11 protein-coding genes are annotated in these 18250 nt (G+C 61.9%); 2 read left to right on the top strand and 9 right to left on the bottom strand.

The features are described 5' to 3' along the window. The first annotated feature begins 4 nt into the window (after positions 1-4). A complete protein-coding gene (locus AC193Q_RS06480; protein WP_095669311.1) occupies positions 5-301 on the top strand; it encodes a hypothetical protein in 297 nt (98 codons plus the stop codon). Positions 302-355: 54 nt separating this feature from the next. On the opposite strand, the gene AC193Q_RS06485 is transcribed toward AC193Q_RS06480, so the two are convergent. From AC193Q_RS06485 to AC193Q_RS06500, 4 genes are all read right to left on the bottom strand, one after another. Continuing rightward, positions 356-892 (bottom strand): hypothetical protein, encoded by a 537-nt coding sequence (locus AC193Q_RS06485; RefSeq protein ID WP_041064140.1) that lies wholly within the window; start codon positions 890-892, stop codon positions 356-358. Positions 893-958: 66 nt separating this feature from the next. Then, complete coding sequence (locus tag AC193Q_RS06490) at positions 959-2881, bottom strand: hybrid sensor histidine kinase/response regulator (protein ID WP_121187766.1); 1923 nt, start codon at positions 2879-2881, stop codon at positions 959-961. 76 nt (positions 2882-2957) lie between these two features. Next, a complete protein-coding gene (locus AC193Q_RS06495; protein WP_121185552.1) occupies positions 2958-5249 on the bottom strand; it encodes an ATP-dependent DNA helicase in 2292 nt (763 codons plus the stop codon). Continuing rightward, on the bottom strand, positions 5246-6898 hold the full coding sequence (locus tag AC193Q_RS06500; RefSeq protein ID WP_121185554.1) for a VRR-NUC domain-containing protein: 1653 nt from the start codon (positions 6896-6898) through the stop codon (positions 5246-5248). The genes AC193Q_RS06495 and AC193Q_RS06500 overlap by 4 nt, the downstream gene beginning before the upstream one ends. Positions 6899-7103: 205 nt before the next feature. On the opposite strand from AC193Q_RS06500, the gene AC193Q_RS06505 reads away from it, so the two are divergent. Beyond that, the gene (locus AC193Q_RS06505; RefSeq protein WP_047294538.1) at positions 7104-7328 is read left to right on the top strand and encodes a YgdI/YgdR family lipoprotein; all 225 of its coding nucleotides are present in this window, start codon (positions 7104-7106) and stop codon (positions 7326-7328) included. Positions 7329-7448: 120 nt separating this feature from the next. Here the strand turns inward: AC193Q_RS06505 and AC193Q_RS06510 are convergent, their stop codons facing one another. From AC193Q_RS06510 to eprS, 5 genes are all read right to left on the bottom strand, one after another. After that, the gene (locus AC193Q_RS06510) at positions 7449-7823 is read right to left on the bottom strand and encodes a hypothetical protein (RefSeq protein WP_047294539.1); all 375 of its coding nucleotides are present in this window, start codon (positions 7821-7823) and stop codon (positions 7449-7451) included. 238 nt (positions 7824-8061) lie between these two features. After that, the gene (locus AC193Q_RS06515) at positions 8062-9915 is read right to left on the bottom strand and encodes a polyurethane esterase (RefSeq protein WP_483879312.1); all 1854 of its coding nucleotides are present in this window, start codon (positions 9913-9915) and stop codon (positions 8062-8064) included. A 197-nt stretch (positions 9916-10112) separates the two neighbouring features. Next, the gene (locus AC193Q_RS06520; RefSeq protein WP_121185558.1) at positions 10113-11801 is read right to left on the bottom strand and encodes a polyurethane esterase; all 1689 of its coding nucleotides are present in this window, start codon (positions 11799-11801) and stop codon (positions 10113-10115) included. A gap of 56 nt (positions 11802-11857) precedes the next feature. Further along, positions 11858-14944 carry an autotransporter domain-containing protein gene (locus AC193Q_RS06525; RefSeq protein WP_483879313.1) on the bottom strand — a complete coding sequence of 1029 codons (3087 nt, stop codon included), beginning with the start codon at positions 14942-14944 and terminating at the stop codon, positions 11858-11860. Positions 14945-15248: 304 nt separating this feature from the next. Further along, positions 15249-18200: an autotransporter serine peptidase EprS gene (gene eprS / locus AC193Q_RS06530; RefSeq protein WP_121185562.1), complete on the bottom strand. Its 2952-nt coding sequence runs from the start codon at positions 18198-18200 to the stop codon at positions 15249-15251. Between the last annotated feature and the right edge of the window lie 50 nt (positions 18201-18250).

An 18250-nucleotide genomic window follows, 5' to 3' on the forward strand; every position in this document is an offset into this window, starting at 1 on the left:
GGTCATGAAAGAATGCTCGACTCCGGCACAAATCAAGGCTTGCAGGGCGTTGGCCCTGGAGCGCAATCGTCAACTGTTCGAAGACGCCCACGCCCTCAACCGCGCCGCTTACGAGCTGCTGGAAGCGGACAATCTGGACCTTGACCAGTTTGAACACTATCGAGCACTGCGCCGCAAAGCCGATGCGAAGTTCGCCGAAGCCATCGATCACTTGTGTGTCCTCAACGAGGACTTTCCGCCAATTCCGATGTCCCCGCATCACTCGCAGGCATTGCGTCGGCAGCTTGAAACTGTCGAATAAAGCGCACAAGAAAAAGCCCGGCTGCGAAGTCCGGGCTTTTTCTTTGGGCGGCGCTCAACCCCCGGGGTTGGTCACCTGAATGAACACCGCATAAGCGCCCAGCAGGATCCAGAACGTGGCGAAAATCCACGGCGTGCGCACCGAAAACAACAGCGATTTGCGATAGCCCTTATGGCTGGACTCCATCTCGCTGAACAGTGGCGACTCGTCGTAAGCCATGCCCATGATCGGTTCGCTGCGCAACAACTCGCTCTGTTTGTAATGCCAATGGTCAATGATGTCGTACGCGGCACGAATTCCCGGCCACGCATTGAGCGAGCTGAGCAGCCCGAGCAGCGCCAGGAATGGCGGCACCACCAGCGTGAACAATTTGCCCCACTCGGGGTTGAGGTTGGACATGCACGAAGCAAACGCGATCACCAGAAACGACTGCGCGGCCAGATAGGCATCGGTGCGGTTGGCCAGAATGCTGGTTTCGTACTGGATTTCCTTGCGATAGAAATCCAGCCGTTCCTTGGGTGAGCCGAACATCTTGGCATCGTGTTCGGTCAGGTGCTCTTCAGCGCTGGGCTGAGTCAGTATGCGAGGCAAGGGACGCGCGCTCCGGGGCGGGGAAACCTGTTAGAAGGCCCCAGCCCCGGACAAGTTCAGGCGGATTCACTTCATCGACCGGGCAATGATTTCCATCAGGTTCAGCTGGGTGAACGGCTTGGGCAGACGCGGCAATTGCGCGGCAAAACCCTCCAGACGTTCGGCGTAACCGGTCGCGAGGACAATCGGCAGATCCGGTTTGAGCAGACGCACTGCGTGCGCCAATTGCGCGCCGCTCATCTGCGGCATGGCCATGTCGGTGATCATCAGATCGATGACTTCGCCCTGCTCGAACAACGCCAGCGCCCTGGCACCGGAAGTCGCGCTGACCACACGATGGCCAAGGTCTTCGAGCAACAGCGTGGTGCTGGTCAACACCAGCGAATCGTCGTCCACGACCAGCACGCTGAGGCGTGGCACCGTGATGGCTTCGCTGCCTGGCTGCACCCGTGGGGCCTGTGCGCCTTCCGCCGCGACCGGTAACCAGAGTTCGGCTGTCGTGCCTTGTCCCTTTTCGCTCTTGAGGATGAAACGGCCACCGAGCTGCTCAATGAATCCGTGCACCATCGACAGCCCCAGCCCGGTGCCTTTGCCCAGGCCTTTGGTGGTAAAAAACGGATCCCGGGCCGAGGCCAGCGTATGCTCGTCCATGCCTTCGCCGGTGTCGCGCAGACTCAGGCACACATAACGTCCCGCCGCCAGGGTCGAATCGCTCGGTTCAAGGACGACTTCCGCCCGGGCGCTGATCACCACGCTGCCGCCATCGGGCATGGCGTCGCGGGCATTGGTTGCCAGATTGAGCACCGCCAGTTCCAGTTGATTGGCATCGGCCAGTACCGGTTCCAGCCCCGCGGGCAGTGAGGTTTCGATACTGATCCCCGGCCCCAGCGAACTGCGCAACAGCCCGGTAATGCCTTGCACAAGGTGCACAATGTCGACCGGTTCGGTCTTGAGTTCCTGACGCCGGGCAAAGGCCAGCATGCGTTGGGTCAGTGAGACGCCGCGCAGCGCACCTTGTGCGGCATTTTCCAGCAGGCGATTGATTTTCGGGTCGTCACCCACACGCTTGCGCACAATCTCCAGGTTGCCGAGGATCACGGTCAGCAGGTTGTTGAAGTCGTGGGCAATGCCGCCGCTGAGCTGACCGATGGCCTGCATCTTCTGCGCCTGCAGCAATGCCTCGCGGGTTTTCTCCAGCGCCTGCTGCGATTCATGGACCTCGGTCACGTCACGGGTAATTTTCGCGAAGCCGAGCAATGTCCCGGTCTCGCCACGAATGGCATCCACCACCACATGGGCGAAGAATCGGCTGCCGTCCTTGCGCACTCGCCAGCTTTTGTTTTCGAAACGCCCTTCCCGCGCCGCGATTTCCAGCGCCCGTTGCGGCTCGCCGCGCTCGCGGTCTTCAGCGGTGTAGAAGACCGAGAAATGCTCGCCGATGATTTCTTCCGGTCGATAGCCCTTGATCCGCTGGGCGCCCTGATTCCAGTTGGATACCCGACCGTCCGGACTGAGCATGTAAAGCGCGTAGTCCGTGACGCCCTGCACCAGCAGACGGAACTGCTGCTCGCTTTGCTTGAGGGTTTCTTCGGCCATTTTGCGGTCGGTCAGGTCGCGGGTGATCTTGGCGAAGCCCAGCAGCGTGCCGTCCGGATCGATGATCGGGTCGATCACCACATGGCACCAGAAATGCGTACCGTCCTTGCGAACGCGCCAGCCTTCGCCTTCGAATCGCCCCTCGCGGATTGCGGTGTCCAGCGCCCGTTGCGGCAAGCCTGCCGCACGGTCCTGCTCGGTGTAGAAGCGCGAGAAATGCTCGCCGATGATTTCTTGCTTCTCGTAGCCCTTGAAGCGTTTGGCGCCCGTGTTCCAGCTGGTGATGATGCCGTCCGGATCGATCATGTAAATCGCATAATCGACCACCGCATCGATCAACAGACGGAAACGCATCTCCTCGATCGCGGCAGTTTTGCTCGGGTTGTCACTCATCAGGCTCACCGCTGGTTTTCATTAGCGCAAGTATGCGGCAATCCGGCGCCATGGGAAGGTGCAAACGCGCGTCAATTCACGACGTGATCAAAGTACTCGTTGCGCAGGAGTCTGTGCCGAGCGACCACCAGCGTGGCAGCAGTTGCTGGATCCTGGGTTCGGCGAAGCGGTCATCGATCAGCATCACCACGCCGCGGTCCTGCCGCGTACGGATCACCCGCCCGGCAGCCTGCACCACTTTCTGCACGCCCGGATACAGATAGGTGTAGTCGTAACCGGCACCGAAAATCGCCGCCATGCGTCGTTTCAACTGTTCGTTGACCGGGTTGAGCTGCGCCAGTCCCAGGGTCGCGATGAACGCGCCGATCAGCCGTGCCCCCGGCAGATCAATGCCCTCGCCGAATGCACCGCCCAACACAGCGAAGCCGATACCCTGGCTCTCGGCGGTGAACTGATCGAGAAAGGCCTGTCGTTGCCCTTCGGCCATGCCCCGGGACTGCTGCCACAGCTTGATCTGCGGATGGCGCTCGGCAAGCAGCGTCAGTACCTGTTGCAGGTAATCGAAGCTGCTGAAGAACGCCAGGTAATTGCCCGGGCGTTCACTGAACTGGCGAGCGATCAGCTCGACGATCGGTTCCAGCGACGCCTGCCGATGATTGAAGCGCGTGGAAATACGACTGACGATCTGCACCTGCAGTTGTTCGGCGCTGAACGGCGATTCGACATCGATCCAGACCGTGTCGACGGGCGTGCCGAGCAGATCAGCGTAATAGCGTCGCGGGCTCAGTGTCGCCGAGAACAGCACGCTGCTGCGCGCCGCTTTCAGGCGGGGGCCGAGGAACGCCGCCGGCACCACGTTGCGCAGGCACAGTTGCGACAGCGGTCGTTTACGCTCGAGGTCGCGCTTGCTGATGTCGAACAGGTAATGCTCGTCGAACAGCTCTGCGACCCGGCCAAACTGCAGCAGGTCGAAATAGAAGGTTTGCAGCGCACTGTCGAGCCCCTGCGGATGATCATTGAGGTAATCGCCAATGGCCGCGCTGCACAGGGACACGGCTTGCAGCAGTTTCTCCGGGGCTTTGTCGTAGGCTTGATACGGCGCCAGTTGCGGCTGATGCAGCGCGTTCCACTCGCGGTTGACCCGTTGCAGGGATTTCTTCAAGGCTTCGGGGGCGGACTTGCGTACGCTGGCCAGCGCGGCCTGATCGAGACTGGCGCTGTACATCGAGCGCCCGCGTTCGACCAGGTTGTGCGCTTCATCGGCCAGCACCGCGACTTTCCACTGGTTGAGCTGAGCCAGACCGAACAGCAGCGCACTGAAATCGAAGTAATAGTTGTAGTCCGCTACCACCACGTCGGCCCAGCGCGCCATCTCCTGGCTCAGGTAATACGGGCAAACCGTGTGCTGACGGGCCACTTCGCGCATCGCCGCCTGATCGAGCAGATTGATCCGGCTGGCCGCTTGCCGGGCGGCGGGCAGTCGATCATAAAAGCCCTGGGCCAACGGGCAGGATTCACCGTGACAGGCTTTGTCCGGGTATTCGCAGGCCTTGTCCCGGGCGACCATCTCCAGCACCCGCAGCGGCAGGTTTTGCGATTGATCGAACAACACCTGACTGGCATCCAGCGCCAGTTTGCGCCCCGGGGTCTTCGCGGTCAGAAAAAACACCTTGTCCAGTTGCTGCGGCGCCAGGGCCTTGAGCAGAGGGAACAACGTGCCGAGGGTCTTGCCGATCCCGGTGGGCGCCTGGGCCATCAGACAACGGCCGGTGCTGACCGCCTTGAACACCGATTCGGCCAGATGCCGTTGGCCGGGGCGAAAGTCGGCATGGGGAAAGGCCAATTGCTGCGCGGCCAGATTGCGCGCCTCGCGATGGGCCATTTCCTGCTCGGCCCAGTTCAGGAACAACCGGCATTGTTGTTCGAAAAACGCCTGCAAGACCGGCGCACTGAAGGTCTCGACCAGACAGGTTTCCTTTTCGCTGACGATGTCGAAATACACCAGCGCCAGGTTGATCTGTTCAAGTTCAAGCTTGCGGCACATCAGCCAGCCGTAGATTTTCGCCTGCGCCCAATGCAACTGGCGATGGTTGGCCGGTTGCTTGCTGAGGTCGCCGCGATAGGTTTTGACTTCTTCCAGGCAGTTCTGCGCCGGGTCGTAGCCGTCCGCCCTGCCCCTGACTTTCAATTGCAGAAACTCGCCTTCCAGCGCCACCTCGCTTTGGTATTTATCGCTGCGCCGCGAGGCCACGGTACGGTGCCCGAGCATGCCTTCGAGCGCTGTCGGCGAAGGGGTAAAACGCAGGTCGAGGTCGCCGGTCTTGGCGGTGAACTCGCACAGCGCGCGGACGGCAATGCTGTAGCTCAAGCGCTCTGCTCCGCCCATTGCACGTAGCACACGGCGACCGGCATCTGGTGTTGGTGGCAGAACTCCAGCCAGCGCAGCTGGTTGTCCTGCAGGCGGTCACCCGGGCCTTTGACTTCGATCATCCGGTAGGTCTTGTGCTGCGGCCAGAACTGGATCAGGTCGGGCATGCCTGTGCGGTTGGCCTTGATGTCGAGCAGCAGGCGATTGAACCAGTGTTTGAGGTGCTGGGGCGGCAAACACGCCAGTGCCTGCTCCAGCAGTTGCTCATTCAACGCGCCCCAGAACACGAACGGTGACTGCACGCCCCATTTGGCGACGAAGCGCTCACGAATGGTTGCGGCGTAACGGCCGTCGTCGAGCTGGTCCAGGCAGGCCTGGAACAGTTCGGCGCGGCGTTGCTGAAAATCTTCATTGAGCAGATCCACCGGCCCGCGCTGGAACGGATGAAAGAACGCCCCCGGCAACGGTGCGAAAATCGCCGGCCAGCACAACAAGCCGAACAGCGAGTTGATCAGACTGTTTTCGACGTAATGCACCGGGCCGCTGTCTTCGTGCAGATGCGCCTGCACGTAGAACTCCACTGACAATCCCGGATCAGTGCGCGGCAGTTGCAGATCAAGGCGCTCGACCGGGCGTGGCGTTGCCCGCTTGAGCGGTGGCCCGCCGAGTTTGCGCCGCAGCCGTGGCAACATCCGTTGCAGGCTCTGCTGTTCGGCGGCGCTTTCCGGCGCCTGTTCGGCAAGCGTCGCGAGCTCCAGCGCCAGTGCGTATTCGCCGCAGCGCTCCAGCACGCGGATCATTCGCTGACGGGCGCCGGGATAGGCGCAATCGCGGTAAATGCTCAGCGCCAGGGCGAACTCAGTGATGCGTTCGCAATACTGGCCGATCTGGAACAGCACCTTGCCGCGCCGCCGTTGCAGCCACGGGTTGTCGAATTGCAGTGCGCTGACCTGTTCGACGATGATCTCCAACGGCTCACCGGCCTCGAAGCGTTGCTGGCACTGATGCAGGAACAGGCAGGCGTCCACGTCTTCGCGGCTGCGCAAGCCACGGGAGTCGGCGCAGAATTCGACTTTTTCGTAAGTAAAGATGCCGAGGTCGGCAAGGACGAATTCCGACCAGTCCTGGTACAGGTTGCCGAAGAACATCAGACGCAGACGGTCGCACAGGTCCATGATGGTCAGGCTGAGCAAGCGGTCGCCGAGCGTCGGCGCCCATTCGCAAAGGCTGCGTGATTGGCTGAATTGCCCGGCCAGCACCGGCAGCCAGTCGTCCTTGCGACCCTTGGGCTGTTCGATGAACTGGCCGAACGCCTGCAGCAGTTCAGCCTTGAGCAACACGTCGAACACCTCGGCCACGCTCAACAGAGCCTGATCGTCGAGCCAGCCGTGACTCAACAATGGTTGCGCGGCGTCGCTGATGTCGCCGATTTCCGGGTAGTTGAGTTTGCCGAGGCGGAAATGCACGCCCTTGCGCATGACCATGCGCACCAGCAGCCCCTGCGAAGCGCGCGGCAAGATCTTGAAGTCGCGAATGAAGCCATGCTCGGATTCGCTCATCACATCGGCATAGCGAAGCCCAAGCCAATCAAGCACTTGCCGGAAGTTGTTGAGGTAATAGAACGGATCGTCGAGTGGGTTGGCAGTCACGGGAATTCAGGGCCATGGCGAGCGAGTACTGGTTATGCGTACAGATACCAGCTCTGGCCGGTCGCGTGCAAACGGAAAAAGATCAATGGCAGCGGCAATCGGAATTTTTTCGGGGTGCTGTCGAACTTTTCCCGGTTCGATGGCACCAACCGCGTTAGAGACCGGATACGGTCAATTCATATGGAATGAGGTATTTGAGGTGGGTATGAATATCAAGACTCTGGGTCTTCCCCTGGCGGTAGCAGCCTTTCTGGCATTGGCCGGCTGCTCGACTCCGACCGTGGTGACCTTGCAGAACGGCACCCAGTATTTGACCAAGGACATGCCGAAAACCAAGAACAAGGACGGGTTCTATGAGTTCGAGGATATTTCCGGGACCAAGGTGAAAGTCCGTTCCGACGAAGTCGCGACCGTACGCAAGGAAGACTGACACCCCGCTTTACCTGTAGGAGCTGCCGAAGGCTGCGATCTTTTGACTTTGATCTTAAAAACAAGATCAAAAGATCGCAGCCTGCGGCAGCTCCTACAGGGAGAGCGTGATCTGTGTGGGTTATTCGAAAGCAGGCAGGCCCACAATGCTGTGATCACAGCTGAAATACTGTTCACCCCGGCGCGCCAGCTCGGCTTGCAGACGTCGGCAGCGCTCCAGATCCTGCTGGGTCATGCGGTCGATGCTCAGGTTGCCGGTGGCTTGCGCCTGTTTGTCGTCACCCCGCCGAAACGTCACGAACGGCTGTTCGGGCTGGATCTGAAACAGGCTTTTCTCTTCGACCGGTTCGATGGCTTCCGTCTTCGCCGGTTTCGGCAGTTGATCGCTGCTGATGCCGTAACGGCTCAGAATCGAGGTTGGCGGCAGATCGGCCCAGGCATTGGCCGATAACAGCGCCAGTCCGACAAATCCGACATACCCCTTGACCCTTCTCACGTGTGCATCTCCTGTACTCAATGGCGGCTGGCTATAGAACGTGTGGGCACGTGCTGGCTTTAGGCCGCTTTTGCTGTTTGCACAGCATTTGAGTCAGGGTGTGGCTATCGAGTCACTTTTGATATCGGGTTGTGGCGAGGGAGCTTGCTCCCGCTTGAGCGCGTAGCGCTCACAAACTCTTCAGGGCCGCTTCGCGACCCAGCGGGAGCAAGCTCCCTCGCCACAGGTTACGGATGCATCAGGCGATCACAACTCCATCGGCACTGAGGCTATTCAGCGCCACCCCGACCAGCGTCACCGAATCACCACCAAACTTCAGCACCGTGTCCTGCCCCACCGTCGAGGCATGCGCGCGGAAGTCGTCGTTAGGCAACACACCCTGCACGCCAAGGAACACCAGTTTGTCGTTGGCCGTAAAACCCACCACCCGATCCTGACCGAACGCGCCGTTGAACAGGAACGTATCCGCCCCGCCCCCGGACTCCATCAGATCATTGCCGGCGCCACCGACAAACACATCGTTACCCGGGCCACCAATCAAGTGGTCGTTGCCGTCCAGGCCGAACAACCAGTCGCCGCCGGCATGCGCGTTGAGCGTGTCGGCACCGCTGGTGCCGGTGACACTGGACTCGTACTGCGTGACGTTGCTGCCGACCTTCAGACCGCTGGCCGTGACGCTGTGGGTCACGTCGTCCTTGAACAGCCCCCAGAGGAAGCCCGGCTCCTTGGTGACGATGCTGCCGATGTCGCGGGTGATGCTGATCCCGCCGTTGGCGTCGCGCACGTACAGGTTGCCGGCGCCGTCGTTGGCGAAGTCGAAGGTGTTTACCGATTTCTGCAACTCGAGGGTGTTGTTGCCGGCGCCACCGAGAATCACGTTGTAGCCGCCAGCATCACGGAACGTGTCGTTGCCGGCGCGCCCTTCGAGGTAGTCATTGCCGCTGCCGCCCTGGATCAGGTCGTTGCTGTCGCTGCCGATGATGAACGTGCTGCCCTTGTGGGTTTCGGCGTTGCGGTTCAGATCCTGCACCCAGGTGTTGGCCCGCGCCGGGTCCGACAGGTTGGCGACGATGATCGTCGAGTCCTTGCTGGTCAGGTCGTAGAACTTCGACTCGATGATCCGGTTCATGCCGTCGCCGTACGCAGTCGGCAGGTGCGAGATCCAGGTCGGGATGTTGAGAATGGAGAACGGCAGCAGATTCCACGCGGTCGAGGCGTAGTGATCGTTGAAGCTGACGATGTTGTCGGTGGCCGATTCCTTGGGCGCGTCGTGCACGCCGACCGAGGCGCCGGTGAAGGTCGAGCCGTCAAGGGCGCGGAACACCGGGTCGTTTTCGTAACCGACGTTGAGCACCTTGTCGGTGGTGCTCTGGGTCGGCGAGGCGTAGGCAATGTAGTTGGAATCGGCGAAGAACCCGCCCCACTTGCCGCCACTCAGGTCAGCCATGCTGTTGACCGCCAGCCCGCCGAGGCTGTGGCCGCTGACCAGCACGTCCTTGCCGCTGAGGCCATTGGCCTTGGCGAACGCCACCACGTCATTCAGTAGATTGCCGAACGCTTCACCGACGTAATTCTTGGCGTAATCCTGGGGGCCGAAAGCTGCCAGCAGGTCGTTGATCACGTCGCCGATCGAGTCGAGGATCAGGTTTTCCCGCGGGCCGCTAGTGCCGCGAAAAGCGATGCCGATTTCGGTGAGATGGCCCTGAGCGTCGTACTTGCCCAGAATTTCCACCTGAGCGGTGGTGTAACCGGCCTTCTCACCGAAGAAGGTTCCGCGCGCGTCGGTCTTGCCGTCGTAGCCCAGTTGCGAGGCGGTGATCGGTGTCCAGCCAGCCTTTTTCACCGCGTCGAGGGCGAGTTTTTCCGAGTCGGGGTTCCACGGAATACCGGGGATCACTCCTTGCGAATCGGTGCCACCGAGCAGCGCGGTCACCAACGTGGCGGGCAGACCGAGGCCGAAACCGTTGTGCTGATAACCGGCGGCAAAGCCGTTATCAAGGTTGTGATAGGAATACAGCGTGATCGCCATGGCATCGCTGAACAGCGCCTTGGAATCGGCTGTACCGAAGTTCTTGTAGTCATACACACCCATTGCTATTGCCTCTCTTTTGTTGGAATTGTCAGAGATAGCTCACAGCCAGGGCGCCCCTCACGGGCACGCCCCGGAGCATTTTCACTACTTACACATCAAATCTGTGGGAGCGAGCTTGCTCGCGAAGAGGGAGTGTCAGCTGCCATTTGCTTGGCTGGCACACCGCTTTCGCGAGCAAGCTCGCTCCCACATTAGAGCTAGGCGAAGACGAACGCCGAGTCCGACAGGTTAGCCACTCCCACCCCGACCAGGGTCACGGCATACTCGCCAATCTTCAGCACGGTATCAGCTCCCGACTGGGCAACATGCTGCTTGTAGTCGTAGCCCTGCCCCGCGCCTTCGACGCCCATGAACACCAGTTTGTCGCTGCCCTGGTAGCCATTGATCGCGTCAAAACCGAAGGCGCCGCTGAACAGGAAGGTGTTGTTGCCGCCCACCGCCGTCATCACGTCATTGCCGGCGCCGCCGACGAAGGTCACGTGGCCCTTGTCGCTGATCAGCTTGTCATCTCCCCCCAGACCGAACAGCCAGTCACCGTCGGCGCTGGCGTGCAGCGCATTGCCGTACCCATCGCCGTTGAGCGAATGGGTGTACTGGGTCAGTTCGCTGCCATTGGTCAAACCCTTGGCCGTAACGCCCCAGGTGATGTCCTTGCTGCCCCACCACGACCCCGACTCCTTGCTCACCAGCGCACCGATGTCGCGGGTCATGCTGATGCCGCCGTAGGCGTCGCGCACATACAGCGTGCCGTCACCGTCGTTGGCGAAGCTGAAGTTCTGCAGCGGTTTCTGCAGCTCGAACGTGTTGTGGCCCTGACCACCGAGCAGAATGTTAAAGCCACCGTCATCGCGGAACCGGTCATCACCGCCCAGGCCTTCGAGAAAGTCGTTACCGGCCCCGCCCTTGAGCCAGTCGCCGCTCTGGGTGCCGATGATGAAAGTGCTGCCGGTGTGCGGTTCGCCGCTGCGCCCCAAGTCCTCGACCCAGGTCTTGCCCCGGGACGATTCCTCCAGGTTGGAGACGATGAGGGTCGAGTCCTTGTGCGTCAGGTTGTAGAACTTCGAGTCGATGACCCGGTTCAAGCCATCGGCATACCCCAACGAGCCGTGGGCCGACCAGCTCAGTGGATTGACGATACTGAACGGCACCAGGTTCTGCGCGGTGGAGGCGTAGTAGTCGTTGAAGTTGACGATGTTGTCGGTGGTCGACTCATGCGGCCCGTCGTGCTTGCCCAGCGACCCGCTGCTGAACGTGGTGCCGTCCAGTGCGCGGAACACCGGATCGTTTTCGTAACCGATGTTCAACACGTTGTTGCCGGTGCTGCTCTGGGTCGGCGAAGCGAACGCGATGTAGTTGGCGTCCTTGAAGAACCCGCCCCAGTTGCTGGCGCTCAACTCGGCCACGCTGTTGACCCCGAGGCCACCGAGGCTGTGACCGCTGAACAGCACGTCCTTGGCGGCAATGCCGTTGGCAAGCGCGAACGCGGCAACCGCCTTGAGCAGGTTGTCGAAGGCGTTTTTCGCGTAGTTACTCGCGTAATCCGATGGCCCGATGGCGGCCAGCAGATTGTTCTTCATGTCGCCGAAAGTGTCGCTGTAACCCAGTCCGCCAGTGCCGCGAAAGGCCACGCCGATGCCGATCAGCTTGCCACCGGCGTCGTACTTGCCGAGCACTTCAGCCTCGGCGCTGGTGAAGCCGTCCTTCTCGCCGAAGAACGTGCCCTGCGCGCCGACCTTGCCCTGATAGCCCAGCGCCGTGGCGCTGAGGGGTTTCCAGGCGGTGGCCGGCAACGGCTGGCCGGTTGGCGTGTAGGCATACAGCGTCAGGGCGATGGCATCGCTGTACAACGCTTTGCCATCGGCATTTTTGTAATCGAACAATCCCATGTTGTGCTCTCTCTTCCTTCATGACCGGCAGCCCCTGGAGGGCTGCCGGTACTCCTTTAGAACTGCCAGTCGAGGGTCAGACCCACACCGTGGTCCTTCTCGTTGTTACCGATCAGTCCGTTGTAGTCCAGGTTGACCCGGACATCGCGATTGAGCGCCAGCCCGGCACGGACGCCGACCACGGCCGCATCACGATCCATCGACACACTCTGCACAGTGAACGCGCTGTTGCCATTGGCGAAGGCCAGGTGGCTGTCAGCATCGACACTGCTCAGGTTGTGCTGCCAGCCGAGGGTCGCGCCCAGTTCCAGCTGATGCTTGTCCGACAGGGCGAAGGTGCGCTTGGCGCGTACGCCAAGGGTCGACAGCACCACATCGCGGTTGTCTTCAGAGCTCTTGAGCGCCGCGGCATCACCCTTTTCGGTGAAGCTGTCGGTGTTCAGGTGCACATACGACAGATTGGCGAACGGTTCCAGATTCATCGGTTGCAGACGCAGATCGTAAGCCGCTTCGGTGAACACTTGAGTGGTCGCGGCATCGTGCTTGGTTTTCTCTTTGCCATTGACGCCGGCGAACTGCAGATCACGCTTCACATCCACGCGGTGCCAGCTATACGCCGCACCGGCGGTCAGACGCAGCGCATCGATCTGATGCCCCAGGTATGCACCCAGGTGATAGCTGTCGACCGAGGCCGACGAATGCGTGCCGCTGCCCATGTTCAACGAACTGTCGCTATAACCGGTAACGAAACCCAGACGAGTATCTTCAGCAATCAAGCCGTCGACACCGGCCAGCAAGCCGCCGATGGAGCTGTTGGAGTCGGCGTTTTCATGGCCGCCATCGCTCTTGCCCCACGAACCCAGCACCTTGACCCAGGCATTGCTGCGCTCGTCAGTCGGTGCGTTGGCATTGAACAGATCGCGCTCACGCAGACGCTCGCCCACCGCTTCACGCAGGTAGCGACTGTCGTTGATCAGCATCGTGCCGATGGCCGGATGAATCTCGCCGGACAGTTGCTGGAACGCCTGTTGCGCCGACGCCGCGTTTGGCGACAGCAGCAAGGTTTCGAACAACGCATTGCCCGCGCCCAGCCCCTCGGCAGCCGCACCGACCGCACGCTGGTTCGGCGTCAAGCCGACACTGGCGAACGACGCGCCGTTGCGCCCGACGTCGAGTTGCACGCCGTTCGCCGAATACGCCAGGGTACCGCCGAGGAACGCGTAGTTCGGCAGCACTTGCCCGAACTGGCCTTGAATGCCACCGGCCGCTTGCAAGATGTTGAACTGAGTGCCGAGCAGACTCTTCACTTCAGTCGTGGTCAGCAAGGTCGGGCTGTTCTCCAGCGACAGACTAACCGTGGCGCCATCGATCATGGCTTTGCCACCGGCAACGATCTTGTCGCTGCTGGTTGGCGAGACTTCCACCGCGTAGGTCGAGCCGCGCTCGAAGGTCACGTCACCGGCGACATTCAGCGTGCCGATCGAGTTGCCCGGCGCCACGGTACCGCCGCTTTTCGCGGTCAGTGCGCCGATGCGGCCGTTACCGCCAAGGATGCCGCTGTCGTTGACCGTGACCGTCGAAGCCAGCGAGCCATTGATCGCCAGACGCCCCTGATTGACCAGGGTCGGGCCGCTGTAGCTGTTGTTGCCGGTCAACACCAGCGTGCCGATGCCCTGCTTGGTCAGGCCGCCGTGACCGGAAATGTCGTTGCGCCAGGTGTCGAGCCCGCAAGTGATGTCGGTGCAGACGCGCTCGGTCGGTTTGCCCTTGTCGATGATCGCGCCAATGCCCGGCAGGTCCGCAACAAACTGCCCGGAACCGTAGGCACCCTGGATGCGGAATTCTTCCGGAATGTCCTGCTCGGTGACGAACATCGCCGGGCCATCAATGCCCTTGCGCAGGTTGATCATGCCCCAGCCGTACAAGGCGTCGATGCCCGGTGCGCCGAGGTCGGTGGCGGTGGTACGCAGCACCGTGGCGACCTGGTCACCCGTCATGTACGGGAAGCGCTCCATCAACACCGCCATCGAGCCGGCCACGTGCGGCGCGGCCATTGAGGTGCCGTTGTAGTTTTTGTAGCCGGTGGTCAGGTTGTCGGCGTTGGTGCCTTCGATGATCGAGCTGAAGATCTTCGTGCCCGGTGCCGAAACGCAGAAGCTCGCGGTGTAACCGCAACGCGAAGAGAACGTACTCATGATGTACGGGTTGGCGCTGGCCAGATCCGGGTTCTTCTGCAACGCGGCGACGGTGATCCAGTTCGGCGCGATGTCCGGCACGAAGTAACCGAGGCCGGCGATGGCGTCCGGGTTGTTCAGGTTGTAATCGTTGCCGGCGGCAAAAATCGTCACGATACCGCTACGGGCGGCGGCAATCGCGCCGTCGTAGGCGCCGCCCGGCTTGGTGCCGAGCAATGTGCGGATTTCGTTGAACTGCACTTGCGCGTCGTTGACGGTGAAGTGCGGATACGCCGGGTCGCGACCGCCAAGGTCGAAACGGTCAGTGATACCGATGCCCCAGCTGTTGTTGATGATCCGCGCGCCACTGGCGATCAGCGCATCCCAACCGGCCTTGTACACCGCGCCGTCGTTGCCACGGACGATGCCGTCCTCCGGGCCCGGGTCGCCGTTGTCGGCGCTGATGATCTGCGCACCGAACGCCACGCCGTGCATCGGCCCGCCGTCACGGCTGCCGGCAGCGATGCCACCGACGTGAGTACCGTGGGCGCCGAGCTTGCCGTCGGAACCGACCGAGGGCGAACCGTCATAGCGGAACGCGTCCCCGGCTTTGACCGGGATGTAAGGGTCGGTGTATTCGCGGATCCCGATGGTGACCAGGGTCACGACTTTGTCGGGGCCGGAGAACTCCGGGTGCGCGGCGTACACCGGCTGGTCAAAGATTCCCAGTTTCACGCCTTTACCGGTGTAGCCGGCAGCGTAAGCGGAATCCGCCCCGATGGCGCCCAAGCCCCAATCTGCCTGGAACTCGGCGCTGCGCCAACTGGCGGGATCACCGCTGCGGCCGTTTTCCACATAAGGCGCCGCGTGCGCGGTGCCCCAGCTGGTCAACGCACAGAGTACGGCGCAATTGAGGGTTTTCATGGCGAAGCGACCGCCCGTTTGCGCGGGGGTATTGTTGTTATTCATCCAGCGACCTTCCTTAGTGTTGTTGCGAAAAATCCGTCTACCAGGCCCACACCTGGGCCCGGGAAATAACGCTTGTGGCGAGGGGATTTATCCCCGATCGACTGCGCAGCAGTCGCACACCCGGACGACTATCGGGGCCGCTTCGCGTCCCATCGGGGATGAATCCTCTCACCACAGGTGTGTGCTCACATCCCCCCTGTAGGAGCTGCCGCAGGCTGCGATCTTTTGATCTTGTTGTTAAAAAATCAAAGTCAAAAGATCGCAGCCTTCGGCAGCTCCTACAGGGATAGGCGCACGCCCTCCGTCAGAACTGCCAGTTCAGGCTCAGCCCCACGCCATGGCTCTTCTCGCGGTTGGCCAGTTGTCCGTTGTAATCGAGGTTGACCCGTACGTCCTTGCTCAACGCCAGACTGGCTTGCACGCCCACCAGCGCCGCATCACGCACCAGCGCCGAACTTTCGACCGAATACGGCGTGCTGCCGCTGGCGAAACGCAGATGCTGTTCGGCGTCGATGTCACTCAAGCTGTGTTGCCAGCCGAGATGACCACTGACGTCCAGCGCCTGTTGAGTCGACAGATTGAAGCGCTTGACCGCACGCAAACCGAGGGTGCTGAGCACCGCATCACGCTGCTCGCCGGAGCTTTTCAGCGCGGCCGCGTCGCCCTTTTCGGTGAAGCCTTCGGTATCCAGATGCACGTAAGCGAGGTTGGCGAACGGCTCGAGCGCGACCGGTTGCAAGTTCAGGCGATAAGCCGCTTCACCGAAGACCTGCGTGGTGGCCGCATCGACCTTGGCTTTCTGTTTGGCGCTGACGTCGCCGTATTGCAGATCGCGCTTCACATCGGCGCGATGCCAGCTGTAGGCCGCGCCGGTGCTCAGGCGCCAGGCGCCGATGTCATGACCGGCGTAAGCGCCGAGGTGATAGCTGTCGACCTTGGCCGACGAGTGCGTGTCCGAGCCCATGTTCAGCGAGCTGTCGCTGTAACCGGTGACCAGACCGATGCGCGTCTGCTCGTCCAGCGCGCCGTCAACACCGGCAAGCAAGCCGCCGATCGAGGTGCTGTAGCGCGAGGTGTCGTTACCGGAATCGGTCGAACCCCAGGCGCCGAGGGCCTTGATCCAGCCATTGCCTGGCGTGGCGTTGGCATCGTGCAGACGTTCGCCGACCGCGTCGCGCAACTGGCGGCTGTCATTGATCAGCATTGAGCCCAGTGCCGGGTAGATTTCCCCGCTGAGTTGCTGGAACGCCTGTTGCGCCGAAGCGGCAGACGCTGACAGCAGCAAGCTTTCGTACACCGAGTTGCCGGCGCCCAGACCTTCGACGGCAGTCGCCACCGCACGCTGATTCGGGGTCTGCCCGACGCTGGCGAACGAGGTCGCATTGCGCTGGATGTCGAGCTGAATGGCGTTGGCCGCGTAGTCGAGGTTGCCGCCGATGAACAGGTAATCCGGCAGCACCGCGCCGAACTGGCCCTGAATGCCGCCGGCTGCTTGCAGAATGTCGTACGAATGCCCAAGCAGGCTGCGCGCTTGCGTGGTGCTGAGCAGGGTCGGGCTGTTTTCCAGCGACAGGCTGACCGTGGCACCGCTGACGCTCGCGCTGCCGCCGGCAACGATGCGGTCGCTGCTGGTCGGCGACAGCTCCACCGCGTAAGTCGAACCGGGGGCGAAGGTCACGTCACCGGTCACGTTCAACGTGCCGATGGAGTTGCCCGGCGCCACGCGGCCGCCGCTGTTGGCGATCAGCGCACCGATGCGCCCCGAACCGCCAAGGGTGCCGCTGTCGTTGACGGTCACCGCCGAGGCCAGCGAGCCGTTGACGCTGAGCACGCCGCCATTGACCGTGGTCGGACCACGGAAGGTGTTATCACCGGTCAGCAGCAAGCGACCTGCCCCGGACTTGATCAGGCTGCCTTGGTAGACCCGCGTCGCCGCTGCGGCATCACGCGCCATACCGACCGCGTAGTCGGTCTGATCCTGCTGACTGGCGCCGGCCGGAATACCGTTTTGCCAGCCTTTGTCCTGCAGGGTTTGCTGCCAGGCGCGGTGTTCGGCGAGGTCTTCGCTTTGCCGCTGAATCAGGGCCTTGTCGGAGATGTCGTTGCTCCAGACATCGCTTTGTCCGGCGGCCAGGTTGGCATCGAACGCGCCGAGCAGTTGCCCCGGCCCGTGCATCGCCCGATTGAGGTTGGCCACGCCCCAGCCGACCCGTTCGGTCGGCGCATCGGTGACCGAGCCGTCGAGTTGCGTGGCGGTGGTCAGCAGCACTTCCAGCGCCTGCTGGTTGTTCATGTACGGATAGCGTTCCATCACCAGCGCCAGTGCGCCGGTGGCGTGCGGCGCGGCCATCGAAGTGCCGGACTTGATCGCATAACCGCCGCCCGGGATGGTGCTGTCGATCTTCGCCCCCGGCGTGGTGATGCACCAGTATTTGGCGACGCCGCACTGGTTGTACTTCTGCTGATTGCTTTGGTCCAGCCCGGACACCGCCAGCCAATGGCCTTCCAGATCCGGCTGAAAGTACGGCAACGCCGAACGCACGCTGGCGTTCGGGTAGCCGCTGTTGCCGGCACTGAACACGTTGATCACGCCACGGCGCGAGACGTCCGCCGCTGCATCGAGCCAGGTGCCCTGATTCCAGTGCTGGGCGTACGCGGCGTGCAGATCGGCCAGGGTGCGGTAACTGACATCCGGTGGCTGACTGCCCCAACTGTTGTTGATCGCGCGTACGCCGGCGGCGGCCAACGCGTCGTAGGCCGCTTTGAAATAGCGCGGATCGGGTTTGGGGCCGAAGAGGAAACTGTCGTTGTTGTTGGTGTTGCCGACGTAGATCTGCGCGTTGTAGGCCACGCCGTGCATGCCGGTGCCGTCACGGCTCGCGCCCATGGTGCCGACCACGTGGGTGCCGTGGGAATCGTTGTTGGAATTGAGGGTGCCGTTGACGTTGAACAGCGAGCCGTCGACGTAACTGCCGGAGGCCATTACCGGGTGATAGCGGTCGCTGGCGAACTCAGGGTGGGCGGCATCGAAGCCGGAGTCGAGGGCGCCGATCTTCACGCCTTTGCCGGTGATACCGGCGGCGTAAGCCTGATCGGCCTGCATCCGCGCCAGGCCCCAGTCGCGCTGGAATTCGGCACTGCGCCAACTGGCAGGATCGCCGGGCTTGCCGGATTCAAAGTACTGCGCATGGGCTTGCGCGATGGAAACTGCGAGCAACAGGGTGCCGACCGCTGCCGGCTTGATGCGTACGTCCATGTTCACCACTCACTTTTCTTATTGTTTTGCAGGCACTGACAGCCAGATCA

The sequence above is a fragment of the Pseudomonas sp. F2 genome, assembly GCF_057174385.1.